Origin of the sequence: Actinoplanes sp. NPDC049598 (assembly GCF_040675435.1) — a bacterium.
Classification (GTDB): domain Bacteria; phylum Actinomycetota; class Actinomycetes; order Mycobacteriales; family Micromonosporaceae; genus Actinoplanes.
The window spans coordinates 1-13,723 of the sequence record NZ_JBFAOX010000036.1 but is presented as its reverse complement, the minus strand read 5'-3'; the positions used below and the strand labels follow the sequence as shown (position 1 = coordinate 13,723).

At 71.3% G+C, this 13,723-nt stretch carries 12 protein-coding genes; 7 read left to right on the top strand and 5 right to left on the bottom strand.

The window, feature by feature from the left end; translation table 11 throughout:
* Positions 1 to 20: 20 nt before the first annotated feature.
* Positions 21 to 866 carry an alpha/beta hydrolase gene (locus AB0J66_RS44795; RefSeq protein WP_364674151.1) on the bottom strand — a complete coding sequence of 282 codons (846 nt, stop codon included), beginning with the start codon at positions 864 to 866 and terminating at the stop codon, positions 21 to 23.
* On the opposite strand from AB0J66_RS44795, the gene AB0J66_RS44790 reads away from it, so the two are divergent.
* Complete coding sequence (locus tag AB0J66_RS44790; RefSeq protein ID WP_364674150.1) at positions 853 to 1,659, top strand: FkbM family methyltransferase; 807 nt, start codon at positions 853 to 855, stop codon at positions 1,657 to 1,659. The two genes, AB0J66_RS44795 and AB0J66_RS44790, sit on opposite strands and share 14 nt — an antisense overlap.
* On the opposite strand, the gene AB0J66_RS44785 is transcribed toward AB0J66_RS44790, so the two are convergent.
* On the bottom strand, positions 1,608 to 3,215 hold the full coding sequence (locus AB0J66_RS44785; RefSeq protein WP_364674147.1) for a restriction endonuclease: 1,608 nt from the start codon (positions 3,213 to 3,215) through the stop codon (positions 1,608 to 1,610). The two genes, AB0J66_RS44790 and AB0J66_RS44785, sit on opposite strands and share 52 nt — an antisense overlap.
* Before the next feature lie 388 nt (positions 3,216 to 3,603).
* Here AB0J66_RS44785 and AB0J66_RS44780 point away from each other — a divergent pair, with 388 nt between their 5' ends.
* The 4 genes from AB0J66_RS44780 (at position 3,604) to AB0J66_RS44765 (ending at position 7,470) form a co-directional block, all read left to right on the top strand.
* On the top strand, positions 3,604 to 5,298 hold the full coding sequence (locus AB0J66_RS44780) for an EAL domain-containing protein (RefSeq protein ID WP_364674144.1): 1,695 nt from the start codon (positions 3,604 to 3,606) through the stop codon (positions 5,296 to 5,298).
* A 19-nt stretch (positions 5,299 to 5,317) separates the two neighbouring features.
* Positions 5,318 to 5,707 carry a cupin domain-containing protein gene (locus AB0J66_RS44775; RefSeq protein WP_364674141.1) on the top strand — a complete coding sequence of 130 codons (390 nt, stop codon included), beginning with the start codon at positions 5,318 to 5,320 and terminating at the stop codon, positions 5,705 to 5,707.
* 163 nt (positions 5,708 to 5,870) lie between these two features.
* Positions 5,871 to 6,353, top strand: a complete 483-nt coding sequence (locus tag AB0J66_RS44770) for a MarR family transcriptional regulator (RefSeq protein ID WP_364674139.1) — start codon at positions 5,871 to 5,873, stop codon at positions 6,351 to 6,353.
* Positions 6,354 to 6,384: 31 nt separating this feature from the next.
* Positions 6,385 to 7,470, top strand: coding sequence for an S-(hydroxymethyl)mycothiol dehydrogenase (locus AB0J66_RS44765; protein ID WP_364674136.1), 1,086 nt, complete (start codon positions 6,385 to 6,387; stop codon positions 7,468 to 7,470).
* Here the strand turns inward: AB0J66_RS44765 and AB0J66_RS44760 are convergent.
* From AB0J66_RS44760 to AB0J66_RS44750, 3 genes are all read right to left on the bottom strand, one after another.
* A complete protein-coding gene (locus tag AB0J66_RS44760) occupies positions 7,467 to 8,801 on the bottom strand; it encodes a trehalase family glycosidase (RefSeq protein WP_364674325.1) in 1,335 nt (444 codons plus the stop codon). The genes AB0J66_RS44765 and AB0J66_RS44760 overlap by 4 nt on opposite strands.
* Before the next feature lie 131 nt (positions 8,802 to 8,932).
* Positions 8,933 to 10,117, bottom strand: coding sequence for a DUF1996 domain-containing protein (locus tag AB0J66_RS44755; protein ID WP_364674134.1), 1,185 nt, complete (start codon positions 10,115 to 10,117; stop codon positions 8,933 to 8,935).
* Between the two features lie 18 nt (positions 10,118 to 10,135).
* Positions 10,136 to 11,203 carry a DNA polymerase ligase N-terminal domain-containing protein gene (locus AB0J66_RS44750; protein WP_364674132.1) on the bottom strand — a complete coding sequence of 356 codons (1,068 nt, stop codon included), beginning with the start codon at positions 11,201 to 11,203 and terminating at the stop codon, positions 10,136 to 10,138.
* A gap of 190 nt (positions 11,204 to 11,393) precedes the next feature.
* Between AB0J66_RS44750 and AB0J66_RS44745 the strand changes: the two genes are divergently transcribed.
* Entirely contained in the window at positions 11,394 to 12,500 is a 1,107-nt protein-coding gene (locus AB0J66_RS44745) for an FAD-dependent monooxygenase (protein ID WP_364674129.1), read from the top strand.
* Positions 12,501 to 12,623: 123 nt separating this feature from the next.
* On the top strand, positions 12,624 to 13,723 hold a 1,100-nt coding region (locus AB0J66_RS44740; RefSeq protein ID WP_364674126.1), incomplete at its 3' end, for a cbb3-type cytochrome c oxidase subunit I.

The window sequence follows — 13,723 nt, the reverse complement described above, 5'->3', positions numbered from 1 at the left end:
GGGCGCGGCGGGCGAGTTGGTCAGTGGGAGCGCAAGTACGCCGCGATGGCGGTGGCGGAGCGGCGGGGTGAGGTGGTGAGCACGTTGTGGGCGGCGCCGGGGATGGTGACGGAGGTGCCGCCGGTCATCTCGGCTACGGCGGTGCGCCAGCTCAGTGGGGCGACGGTGTCGAGTTCGCCGCCGAGGACCAGGGGCGGCGCGGGCAGGCGGAGCAGGTCCTTCTCGACCTCGTTGTGGACGGAGTGGCCGACGGTGGCCAGCACGCGCCACGGTTTGGCGTCGACGATGTCGCGGGCCAGGATCGGGGCCTGCCAGGGGGCCTCGACCAGCGTGTCGGCCAGCCAGCGGCCGATCAGCCCGCGCCGGCTGCGGGCCCGCGGGTCGGTGGTGGGGCCGGCCAGCACCAGAGCCGCCACCGCGGCCGGGTGGCGGGCGGCGAGCCGGGCGGCGACCTCGACGCCGAACGAGTGGCCGACCAGGCAGCACGGGCCCACGCCGCGTTCGCCGAGCCAGACGGCCAGCGTCTCGGCGTGCTCGCCCACGTCGTACGCCCGGGGTGGTTTGCCGCTGAGACCGAAGCCGGGCAGGTCGGGAACGAAGACGGGGTGCCGGGCGGCCAGCGCCCGCCCCGCCGGCAGCAGGTAACGGTGCGAGACGGCCAGGCCGTGCACGAAGACGACCGGCAGGCCCGTCGCCTCCGCCGCGGTCATGTCGTGGATCCGTAGCCCTCGCACGAGGGTCCAGTGGCGGCGGAAGACCATTCCCGGTCCGTTACCCGCCGCGGCGCGGGACATGCCGGGAATGAAGTCGGCCGGTGCGGGCATGCGGCGGGTCCACGGGCCGGAGGCCACCATGATCGACGACACCGTTCGGCTGCTCGGTGAGCTGCGAGCCGACCCGAGCCTGGCCATGCTCGGGCCCTCGCTCGACTACTACTACGGCGACGCGGACCGGGCCGCCGCCATGGACCGGTTCTACCGCCGCTTCGTGCGCCCCGGCAACCTCGTCTTCGACGTCGGCGCGCACGTCGGCGACCGGATTGCCAGCTTCCTCCGGCTGGGGGCCCGCGTGGTCGCCGTGGAACCTCAGCCGCCCTGCGTGCGCGCGTTGCGGGCCCTCTACGGCCACGATCAGGTCGAGATCGTCGAGGCGGCGTGCTCGGACCGGACGGGTCATGCCGCCCTGCACGTCAACTCCGGCAATCCGACCGTCTCCACCATCTCCGAGCGCTTCGTGCGGGCCGCGGACGGCGCCGGCGGCTGGGAGCGGCAGACGTGGGACGCCGAGGTCTCGGTGCGCACGGTGACCCTCGACGCCCTCATCGGCCAGTTCGGCGAGCCGTCCTTCATCAAGATCGACGTCGAGGGGTTCGAGGACGCCGTGCTGGCGGGGCTCGGCCGGGCCGTGCCCGCGGTGTCGTTCGAGTTCACCACGATCGCCCGGGGCGTGGCCGCGCGCTGCCTCGACCGGCTGGCCGAGCTCGGCTTCACCGGTTTCGACCTCTCACTGGCCGAGACCATGGCGCTCGGCCTCGGCCGGTGGGTCACCGCCGGGCAGATGCGCGACCATCTGGCCGGGCTCCCGCACGAGGCGAACGCCGGCGACGTCTACGCGGTGACCGTCTCGGTCAACTCGATGCGGGCCTTCACCCGGCAGTAGTTGGCCAGCAGGGTGACCAGGGCCGGGCCGTCGATCAGCTCGAGCGGGCGGCCGGCCAGGGCGTCGTACGCCTCCGGCTCGATGCCGCCGAGCGAGACCAGGATGCCCTTGGTGGCGCCGGCCGCGCTGACCGCGCCGGCCAGGGCGTGCACCGCGGCGGCGCCCACGGCGGGGCCGCGCGTGGCGAAGACGACCACCGGGCCGCCGAAGATCGGGCGGGGGTCGGTGGCCAGCCAGCGGGTGCCGGCGCCGGTGCGGGCCGGGGTGCCCATCTGCAGGCCCATCACCCCGAAGAGGTCCGTCAGCTGGTGCTCCCAGGCCGCGTCGGGCAGGGTGACCAGGTTGGGCCGCTCGTCGATCTCGGCCAGGACGTTGAACTCCTCGGTGTAGTCCCGGTCGGCGTCCCGATCGAAATCGATCTTGGGGGAGATGCCGGCGAGCTCGTCCGGGCTCGGGGAGAGCACCCCTTCTAGGTGCTTCACGCAGGCCACCGGGTCGACCCGGCGCAGCTTGATGGCGGCGAACTTGTCCCGCTCGGTCTTGACCGAGACCAGGCACGGCCGGACGAACTGGCCGGTGCGCCGGTCGATGCTGTCCACGATGCCGTTGAACGACACCTGGCGGATCAGCCCGCCGCGGTCGGCCTCGATGATCTCGTGGATGGTGCGCAGGGTCACCCGGGCGATCACCTCCACGTACCGGCGGCGGATCTCGCCCTCGTCGCGCGGCACCGCGGTCAGGTCGTCGCGGGTGCGGTCGTAGCGGTACTCCTTCACGATCGGCACCACTTCGATCGGCGGCAGGTGGTACTCGACCAGCAGGTGCTTCTGCTTGGGCAGGAACGCGAGCCGGAAGTGCTGCGGGAAGTCGTCCGGGTAGACGGAGTTGCCGAGCACCATCGCGAAGTACTCGACCACCGACGCCGGGTCCGCCTCGGCCACCGCGCTGGCGAAACGGTCCACCTCGGCGTTGTAGGCGGCCATCTGCTCCTCGTACTTGCGGATGCTCTCCTCGTACTGGCGCCGGCGGGCCTGCAGTTGGCGGTGGCGCCGCTGCTCGGCCTCCTGCCACCGGGCGCGCGCGTCCTCGTACGCCCGCCGGGCGCTGGCCGTCTGCTGCTGCCGCAGCCGGTCCCCACCGATGATCTTGCCGACGCCGCGCGGCTGCGGCGGCACGTAGCTGTCCCAGCGCGGCTCCGGCACCGGGCGGCCCAGCGGCCCCGGGTCGAACGGCGGCACGACCACCGGCTTCTTGAAGATCTGAAGGTCGATGTGGTCGTCGACGTCCAGCGTGGAGAGCAGCAGCGCGTCGAGGTCACTGAGCCGCGCCCGGATCTCGGCGTTGGCCGCGGCCGCGTCGGCGTTGCGGGCCTCGATGTAGAGCCGGCGGCGTTCGCGCTGCCGGTCGGTGTCGGCGGCGGCCTGCTGCGCGGCCGCTATGGCCAGGTCGGCATTGCGCCGGATCAGATCGCGCTGCTGCGCCGCGGCGGTGTTCGACCGGTACTCGGCCGCCGCCTGGGTGGCGTGCACCCGCTGCATGTTCCGAATGATGCCCATGCCCTGCCCTTTGCCTCTTCCCTCACTCGTCAGGTCCGTTCGCCACCATATCCATCCTTTCCGGATCTGGTTACGTGGCGTTCCCCTCAGAGTGCTCAGCGTGCATGCCGATCCATCTAGACGGGTAGCAATAGCGGTAGGTTCCACGATCGGCACGCGTAGTGACTGTCTGTCATGGAACTGACGGTATTGCCCGGCAACAATTACGCAGCGCAGTGGTCAACCGATCGGCTAATTCCCTACTCTGATCGGGCGAGAAACGGCAGCTCGTGGTTTTGTTGGCAAGCCGCGGAAAACATTGGGGCGGCCGTCCACTGTTATATCGACCCCGTGACGGGTCGTAATAGTTCAGGGGGCTGGGGAGAGTCCGGGGGAGGTGGCGTGCGCGATGGTGGCACCGGACGAGCACCGGCATGTCCCGCCGAGGCTTCCGGAGCAGCGCACACCCGCCGACGACGACCTGGGTGAGCGCTCGGCCTGGTTCTCCTACACGGCCAGCGGCGACCGCATCGTCTGGTCGGCCGCGCTGCGCGCGATGCTCGGGCATCCGCCGGCCCAGGACGAGGTGAGCCGCAAGGTCCTTGTGCGCTATGTGCACCGGGACGACCACGCGGCCGCGCTCGGCGCCATCACTCAGGCGTGGACGAGCGGCGCCACGGTGCGTACCACCCTGCGCCTCATGCGGGCCGACGGCGGCTGGTTCGACGTGGACTGCCGGATCGAGCCGGTCAAGAGCCCGGACGGGACGGTCCGGGGCATCCGCGGCACGGTGACCGATGTCTCGGCCCGCGAGCGCGCCCGGCGTGAGCTCGACCGGCTGGCCCGCCGGGGCGAGACGGTGCAGGATTCGCTGATCGAGCCCGACCCGGCAACCGGCCTGCTGACCCGGGCCCGGTTCGCCGACGAGATCGACCGGGCGTTGCGCCGGGGTGGCGGAGCGGTGCTGGTCATCCGCGTACAGCCGGAAAGCGGCAGCCGCCCGGAGCGCAACGCCGACCTGTTGCACCGCGCCGCCCGCGTCCTCGAAGGAGTCGTGGAGACGGGCGCGCTGCTCGGCCGGGTCGGTCCCAACGAGATCGCCCTGTTGCTGGCCGGCACCTCCTGGCCGATGGCCCGCCGCGAGGCCGAGCTGCTGGTCCAGGCGCTGCGGTCGCAGACCTTCGTGCTGACCGACACCTGGCTGCGGGCCGAGGCGTGGGGCGGGCTCGTGCGGTTCACCCCGGACGGTGACGCCGGCAGCCACGAGTTGCTGATCGACGCCGAGCAGGCGTGGCGGCAGTCGCGCGACAACGACCGGCCGCTCACTCATGTCGCCCATCCGGTGCCGGCCCGTGATCGCCAGGGCTCGTACCGCATCCGGGTCGCCGACGCCCTCGACACCGACCGGTTCACCCTTTACGCCCAGCCGATCCTGGAGCTGCAGACCAACACGGTGACCCGGCACGAGCTGCTGCTGCGGGTCCTGGACGACGCGGACGGCCCGCAGTCGCCGATCCAGGTGCTCGACACGGCCGAGCGCCTGGACGCGGTCTTCGACATCGACCTGTGGGTGGTCGAGAAGGCCATGCAGCTCGCCGCCGAGCAGCCCTCGACCTGTCTGCAGATCAACCTGTCGGGCCGCTCGGTCGGCGATCCGCGCCTGACCGACGAGGTCGAGCGGCTCATCGGGCAGTACAGGGTGAAACCCGAGCAGCTCACCTTCGAGATCACCGAGACCGCCCTGATCGGCAACCTGAGCGAGGCCCGCCGGTTCGCCGACCGGATCCGCGACCTCGGCTGCGGGCTCGCCCTCGACGACTTCGGCTCCGGCTACGCCTCGTTCCGCTACCTGCGGATCTTCCCGATCGACCTCGTCAAGATCGACGGCGAGTACGTGGTCGATCTGGTCGACAACCCCCAGGACCAGGTCCTGGTGAGGGCGCTGGTCCAGGTCTGCCAGGCGTACGGGATCCACACCGTGGCCGAGTTCGTCCAGGACGAGGCCACCCTGCGGCTGCTGCGCGAGCTCGGCGTCGACTACGTGCAGGGCTACCTGATCGGCCGCCCGGCCCCGGTCGTCGGCGGCCGATTGCACACGCCGTGACCGGGGTATAGATCGGTGCATGGAGCACTTCACCATCGCCACTGTCGCCGAGAAGAGCCCGGACTTCCGCCGCGTGCTCTGGACCGGGAAGCACACCCAGCTCGTGATCATGACGATCCCGCCGGACGGGGAGATCGGCGAGGAGGTCCACGAGGTGGACCAGATCCTCACCTTCGTCAGCGGCACCGGCAAGGCCATCGTGTCGGGCCAGACCCGCAACGTCGCCCAGGGTGATCTCGTCGTGGTCCCGGCCGGGCACAAGCACAACTTCCTCAACACCGGCCCGAACCCAATGGTCCTCTACACCGTCTACGGCCCGCCGGAGCACGCCGACGGCGCCGTGCACAAGACGAAGGAAGAGGCCGACCGCCTCGAGGAGCAGGGCAAGGACGAGCCGCCGCAGTCGTAGCGGAGGGCGCGGCACCGGGACCGGCCGTGGCCCCCCAGCCAGCCGGCCCCGGCGCCGAGCCGATCAGGGCAAAGTATCCGCGCAGCGTACCCAAGGCAGAGCCGAGCGTCGATCTCCTGACCCGGATCGTGACCTTTGCCGGGCACGCTACTAACCTTCCTGCATGACAGAGCCCGCGCCGCGGTGGTTGAGCGACGAGCAGCAGCAGACGTGGCGCCGCTTCGTCGAAGTGCTGATCCGGGTCCCCGCCGCGCTCGAGGCCCAGCTCCAGCGCGATGCCGGCCTGACCCACATGGGGTACATCGTCCTGGTCTACCTGTCCGAGCAGCCCGGCCACCGGCTGGCCATGAGCCGCCTGGCCAAGTCGGTCAGCGCCTCCCTCTCCCGCCTCTCGCACGTCGTGGCCCGCCTCGAGGGTCAGGGCTGGGTCCGCCGCGAGCGGGATTCCGACGACGGCCGGGTGCAGATCGCCGTGCTCACCGATCAGGGGTTCGCGAAGGTGGCCGAGACCGCCCCCGGACACGCCGAGGCCGTCCAGCAGCTCGTCTTCGACCGCCTCAGCCCGTCCCAGGTGCGCCAGCTGGCCAAGGTCGCCGCCGCGCTGCTCGAGGCGCCGCTCGAGGTGCGGGTTCCCGCCGACCGCTGACTGGCGGCCCGATGGGTCCTACGCTGGGCCGATGAGTCAGCGAGTGCAGGGCGTCATCGCCCGCAGCAAGGGTGCTCCGGTCGAATTGACCACCATCGTCGTTCCCGACCCCGGTCCGGGCGAGGCCGTGGTGAAGATCCAGGCGTGCGGTGTCTGCCATACCGATCTGCACTATCGCGAGGGCGGCATCAACGACGACTTCCCGTTCCTGCTCGGCCACGAGGCCGCGGGCGTGGTCGAGTCGGTCGGGGCCGGCGTCACCGAGGTCGCGCCGGGCGACTTCGTGGTGCTCAACTGGCGGGCCGTCTGCGGCGAGTGCCGGGCCTGCCGCAAGGGCAAGCCGTGGTACTGCTTCGCCACCCACAACGCCACCCAGAAGATGACCCTGGAGGACGGCACCGAGCTCTCCCCGGCGCTGGGCATCGGCGCCTTCGTGGAGAAGACCCTGGTCGCGGCCGGACAGTGCACAAAGGTCGATCCGCGGGCCCGCCCGGCCGCGGTCGGCCTGCTCGGCTGTGGCGTGATGGCCGGCATCGGCGCGGCCGTGAACACCGGCGGGGTGACCCGCGGCGACTCGGTCGCGGTGATCGGCTGCGGCGGGGTCGGCGACGGCGCGGTGGCCGGGGCGGCCCTGGCCGGCGCCACCACGATCATCGCGATCGACACCGACGAGCAGAAGCTCGAGTGGGCCAAGGGCTTCGGGGCCACCCACACGATCAACGCCCGCGGCGCCGACGTCGTCGAAAAAGTGAAGGAGCTGACCGGCGGGTTCGGGGCCGACGTGGTCATCGAGGCGGTCGGCCGCCCCGAGACGTACGAGACGGCCTTCTATGCCCGTGACCTGGCCGGCACGGTGGTCCTGGTCGGCGTGCCGACCCCGGAGATGAAGATCGAGCTGCCGCTGCTCGAGGTGTTCGGGCGCGGGGGCGCGCTCAAGTCCAGCTGGTACGGCGACTGCCTGCCCAGCCGCGACTTCCCCATGCTGACCGAGCTGTACCTGCAGGGCCGGCTCGACCTCGACGCCTTCGTGACCGAGGAGATCGGCCTGGGCGACGTCGAGGCCGCCTTCGAGAAGATGCACACCGGTGGCGTGCTGCGCTCGGTGGTTCTGTTCTAGGCCGCTTTGGCGTAGGCCGGCACGGAGCGGTCGGCGAGCAGGTCGAGGGCCAGGGCGGCGGTCCAGCTGAAGGTGGGCGCGCCCAGGCCCTCGCCGGTCTCCGGGTGGAAGTACTCGTAGTGCCCGTTGCGGTGCACCAGCCGGACCATGGCCGCCCGCAGGTCCTCGGCCTCGTCGCGGCGGCCGTGCACGAGCAGGCCCCGGCGCAGCAGCCAGTTCACGTTGATCCAGACCGGGCCGCGCCAGTACCGCATGGTGTCGAAGTCGGCCGCCGTCCGGTCGTAGCTCGGCACCGGTGTGCCGAACCGGTCCGAGCGCCGCGCGGCCAGGACCCCCTCGACCTGCTCAGCGGGCAGGTCGGGCAGCATCAGCGGGATCAGGCCGCTGACGCACCGGGCCGGGGTGAGCTTGCCGGTGCGTACGTCCCGCGCGTGGAACATGCCCGTCGCGGGGTTCCACAGCCGGGCCGCGATGGCCGAGGTGATCCGCTGCGCGCGCTCACGGTGCGCGCCGGCCGCGGCGGCATGCCCCAGTTCCCCGGCGATCTGGGCCAGGGCCAGCTCGGCCGCGCCCAGGATCGCGTTGAACGACGGGCACTCGACCGCGAACGCGTGCCGCTCCAGCAGCCCGGTGTCCGAGTAGTCGGCGGCGCGGTAGCTGAGCACCAGGCCCACGTACCGCGCGTAGTCGGTGTCGGTGGGGCGGTGCGCGGCCTCCGAGACGGCCAGGTCCCGGCGCCGGTAGATGTTGAGCAGTGAGAGGTCGGCCGGGACGTTGGCCATCGCCTCGTCCCAGGCCGGGCTGTTGTCCAGACCCGACTCCCAGGGGTGCACGATGCTGGCCAGCCCGCCGCCACCCAGGTCGCGCCGGTCGGCCAGGTACTCCTGCTGCGCGACCAGCCGCGGGTAGAGCCACTCCAGCTCGGTCCGGGCCCGCAGCGCCTCGTGGGCCCCGTGCCCGGCCGCCCGCCGGTAGACCTCCCAGGCCGCGACCGCGTGCAGCGGCGGCTGGACGATGCCGGTGCTGCCGTGGGCGGGCCGGCTCCCGTACGCCGGAACGCCCCAGAACGCGGGCCCCGGGAAGTAGTCGGCCTCGGCCATGGCCGGGTCGAAGACGATGTGCGGCACCCGGCCGTCCGGCCACTGCGCCTCGAACAGGCTGCGCAGGTCACGCCAGGCCCGGGTCGGGTTGACGTAGGCCAGACCCACCGCGATGAAGGCGGCGTCCCAGCTCCACTGGTGAGGGTAGAGGCGGCGGGAGGGCACCATGTGATCGCCGGCCCAGTTCGTCTCGAGGACGCCGGCGGCGGAGTTCCAGAGTTCGGCAGACATCTCAGTCACAGGTGGGATCAGGGGTGGGTCGGGGTGCATCTAACCAGAAGACCTTTCCGCTTCAGACGCCGGTAAACCCCTGAAGGGAACCCCCTGTTCGCCCGTGGTTCACGGACCCGCGGTGCGAGACCTCACTTCAGGTAGCCGAAGTTGTCGCAGGTGCGGCGCTGCTGGATGCAGTCCTTGGTGCGCTTGTTCATCGCGTCCTGGTCCCACATGACGAAGGCGTCGCCGTGCATCGAGGAGGCGCTCTTCAGGTCCTTGTCGGAGCTGAGGTAGTAGCCGGCGGGGGTGCCTTTCACGCCGTACTGGATGTCGAAGGTGATGGCCGGGATGCGGACCGGATGGCCGGCCGGGCAACCCTGCCCGGTGCCGAAGGCGACGTGGTCCTTGTGGTTGGGGCTGTCCAGGTGCCGGCCGTCCCAGCAGTCGGGGAACTGCAGCATGAAGTGCAGGGTGGCGTCGCCGCCGCAGATGGGCCAGTTGCCGTTGGTGCTGCGGGCGACGCCGTCGAGGTCGCCCGGGCCGTAGAAGGCGCAATAGAACTGTCCCTGCGCGCCGCGCGGGGTGGGCACCTTCTTCTTGGCGTCGCCGGCCACCATGCGCAGGCCGTTGGGGAGCGGCATCACGTCCTGCGAGCCGGCGCGCAGCGAGCGGTAGTACACGCGGAAGCCGGTGGTCTCGACGGGTTTCCCGGTCGCGTTGTCATAGAGCGTCGGGACCCAGTACGCGGAGTGGTCCTGCACCGGCTTGCAGGTGGTGGCGGTGAACTTCGTCAGGTCGCCGGCGGTGGTGTCCGCGTCGACGGCCTTGTTGCCGACGAACGAGTGCATGTGCGAGGCCCCCGGCAGCCCGGGCAGGACGATCGGGTCGTCGGCCAGCCGGTGACTGTACTGGCAGTCGGCGCGGAACTCGGGGAGGTTCCCCACGCCGGCCGGGACGGGATCGATCTTGCGGGCCTCGTACGCGGTGACCTGCGCCTGCCACGTAGCGGCGTCGACCGGGATCCAGCCCGCCTTCGCCGGTTCCTGCTGTGGGGCGGGTGCTTTCGTGGTGACCCGGGGCTTCGCCGAGGCCGCGGCCGTGGGGGAGGCGGATGGGGACGGCCGCGCCGGGGTCGTCGCCGCGGTCGACGGGGTCGCCGGGGCGGGCGCCGAAGCCGTCGCCGCGACCGCCTGTGAGGGAGCGGGATCGCCGCCGCGCAGAGAGACGATAGTCACCGTGACGGCGACAGCGGCCACCGCGATGCCGGCGCCGAGGGCGGTCACCGCCCGGGAGGAACGGCGGCGGTGCTGGGGGATCGTCGTGTTCGCCACGACAGGGAGACGGCCGGCTCAGCGGGCGATAACAGAAAGCCAGAGCCGGCTGCGCCGCCCCGGGAGGTACGGCGAGTCGAGCCGCTTGGCCACCACGCCGGGCAGCCCTTGCGCGAGGGCCGTCTCCAGCGCGAACTCGCCCCCGCCGGGGAAGTAGGGCGGCGTCTGCCAGTGGTCACCGGCGATCGACAGCCCCTCGAGCAGCTCCCGGCGCTCCGCGTAGCGGACGAGCTCGAGCGTGCTGTGCCCGTCGAGCCACAAGAGGTCGTACGCCAGGAAGTGAACCGGCGTCCGCTCCGCCGCCCGCTTGGCCGCCGCGCTGTCCTTCGGCGCCTTGCGGCGGGCCAGCAGCTCGGGCGAGGGGTGCGGCCCGTCGAAGGCGACGATCTCGCCGTCCAGCACCGCCTCGACCGGCGCCAGCGCCGGCCCGAGGCCTCGGACCTCCGGATACCAGCTGGTCACATCGGTCTCGGCCATCAGCCGTACGCGCCCTCCGGAGACGTACGCCTGGACGCGCCGGCCGCCCCACGCGAGCTCGTAGCCCCAGTCGGCGTCGTCGCTGGGCAGCTGGGCCGCCGGGACGGGCAGCATCGGCGCGACCTCGTCCGGCATGGACTCCCAGCCCGGCTCGGGCGGGTCCATCCGGCGGACCATCCAGTCGTTGCCGTCGGTCTGGAAGAACACGTACCGCCCGTTCGTGCGGTCGCCGTGAAACGTCACACCTATCTCGTCGTCGTGCCACTTGTCGGCCTCGTACGTGCCGTGGTCGAAGATGGTCATCCGGCCGCCGCCGTACTCACCGGCCGGGATCTCGCCGTGGAAGTCGAGGTATTCCAGCGGGTGGTCCTCGGTGTGTTTGGCCAGGTTGTTGCGGGCCTGCTCCTTGGGCAGGCCACGGGGGACGGCGAACGAGACGAGCACGCCGTCGCGCTCGAGCCGGACGTCCCAGTGCAGACTGCGGGCGTGGTGCTGCTGGATGACGAAGCGGTTGCCGTCCCTGCCCCCGCGCTTGACCTGGCGCGGGACGGGCTCCGGCGTGCGCCGGGCGTCCCGCTTGCTGCGGTACTGCGCCAGACGATCCGTCATGCCCCTGATTTTTCCCGCGGTGACCGGAAATACACGGATGTAATTTGTCATACGCCCGTGCGAGGGTGAACCGCATGGCCGGGCTCACCACCAATTCGGGCGCGTCGATGATCGCGGGTTTCCCCGATCGGTGGCGCGGGGTAGTGTCTTGGCTCCAACGCGTGTCCGACCGGTGGGAGGCAGTGCTGCGATGACGTTGCGCATCCTCGTGGTGGGCGCCGGAATCGCCGGGCTCGCCGCCGCTCGAGCCCTGCGCCTGGCCGGCTTCCGGCCCGACGTGGTGGAGGAGCTGCCCGCGACCATGCTGCCCGGCGCCGGCATCTATCTGCCCGGCAACGCCTCCCGCGCGCTGCGCCAGCTGGGGCTGGACGCGCCGCTGAGGCCGCTGGGCGATCTGATCTTCCGGCAGGTCTTCCTGGACGCCCGCGGCCGCGAGCTGTTCGAGATGGACGTCGCCGGGCTCTGGGCCGGGGTGGGCGAGTCGCGGGCGCTGTCCCGGGCCGACCTGCAGCAGGTGCTGCTCACCGGTGTCGGCGGCGAGGTGCGCTACGACACGGCCGTGCGCGACCTGGAGATCTTCGAGGGCGCGGCCAAGGTCGAGTTCGGCGACGGCCGCGTCGCGGAGTACGACCTGGTCGTCGGGGCCGACGGCCGCCGCTCGACGATCCGGGCCAAGGCCGGGCTCGGCGCCGCGGCCGACCCCACCGGCCAGATCGTCTACCGCTCGGTGGTCACCGGCGGCCCGCCCCTGAGCGACTGGACCGCCCTGCTCGGCCGCCGGTCCTCGTTCGTCGCCATGCCCATGGGCGGCCGCAAGATCTACTGCTACGCCGACGAGACCGCGCCCGACGCCCCGAACCCCGAGGACCCCAAGGCCCACCTGCGGGAGCTGTTCGGCACCTTCGGCGGCCCGGTGCCGGCCATTCTCGACGCCATCGAAAAGGTCCAGGTCGCCCGCACCGACGAGGTTGTTCTGCCAAGCTGGTCACGTGGCCCCGTCCTGCTCGTCGGCGACGCGGCGCACGCCACCGCCCCGACGCTCGCCCAGGGCGCGGCCATGTCGTTCGAGGACGCGGTCGTGCTCGGCGAGGAGCTGCGCGCGTCCTCCGGTGACGTGGCGACCGCGCTCTCGGCGTACGAAACCCGCCGCCGGCCCCGCTGCGAGGCCGTCCGCGACCGTACGCGTGAGCGCGACCGCACCCGTGACGTGCCGCCCGCACTGCGTGACCCGATGCTGCGTCGGCGCGGCCTGCGGATCTTCACCGATCACTACCGCCCGCTGGTGTCGCCCGCGTGATCTAGGTGGCCTCTTTGGTCACCCCGCGCCCGTGAGGGGTCGGCGGGGGACTATTCTGCCTGCGAGGTACGCCTTTGACTATGGGCGCACTGAGCGGTACGTACGAGACAACGGAGGCTATTCGTGACGACCGTTGCGCCCAAGCCGATCGTGACCCGGCCCTACCCGGTCCGGCGGCAGGTGAAGGGTTCGGCACTCGCCAGAATCCTGCGCACGACGGACGCGAAGCAGATCGGGATCATGTACATGATCACGGCCTTCGTGTTCTACATGCTCGGCGGCCTGATGGCCCTGCTGATGCGCACCGAGCTGGCGCGCCCGGGCATGCAGCTGCTCTCGCCCGAGCAGTACAACCAGCTGTTCACCATGCACGGCACGATCATGCTGCTGTTCTTCGCGACGCCGATCGTCTTCGCCTTCGCCAACTTCGTGGTCCCGATCCAGATCGGCGCCCCCGACGTGGCGTTCCCGCGACTGAACGCGTTCGCCTACTGGCTGTACCTGTTCGGCGGCACGATCACGATCAGCGGCTTCATCACGCCGGGCGGCGCGGCCGACTTCGGCTGGTTCGCCTACACCCCGCTGAGCGACTCGCTGCACTCGCCGGGCGTCGGCGGCAACATGTGGGTGGTCGGCCTGGCCCTGTCCGGCCTGGGCACCATCCTCGGTGGTGTCAACCTGATCACCACGATCCTGACCCTGCGCGCGCCCGGCATGACCATGTTCCGGATGCCCATCATGACGTGGAACATCCTGGTCACCAGCCTGCTGGTGGTGATGGTGTTCCCGTTCCTGGCCGCCGCGCTGTTCGCGCTCGCCGCCGACCGCGTCCTCGGGGCGCACGTCTTCGACGTGCAGACCGGTGGGCCGATGCTGTGGCAGCACCTGTTCTGGTTCTTCGGCCATCCCGAGGTGTACATCGTGGCGCTGCCGTTCTTCGGCATCATCACCGAGGTCATCCCGGTCTTCAGCCGCAAGCCGGTCTTCGGCTACAAGGGCCTCGTCGCGGCCACCCTGCTCATCGCCGCGCTGTCGATGTCCGTGTGGGCCCACCACATGTTCGTCACCGGCCAGGTCCTGCTGCCGTTCTTCAGCTTCCTGAGCTTCCTCATCGCGGTCCCCACGGGCATGAAGTTCTTCGTGTGGATCGGCACGATGTGGCGCGGCCAGATCAGCTTCGAGACGCCGATGATGTTCGCGATCGGCTTCCTGGTGACGTTCCT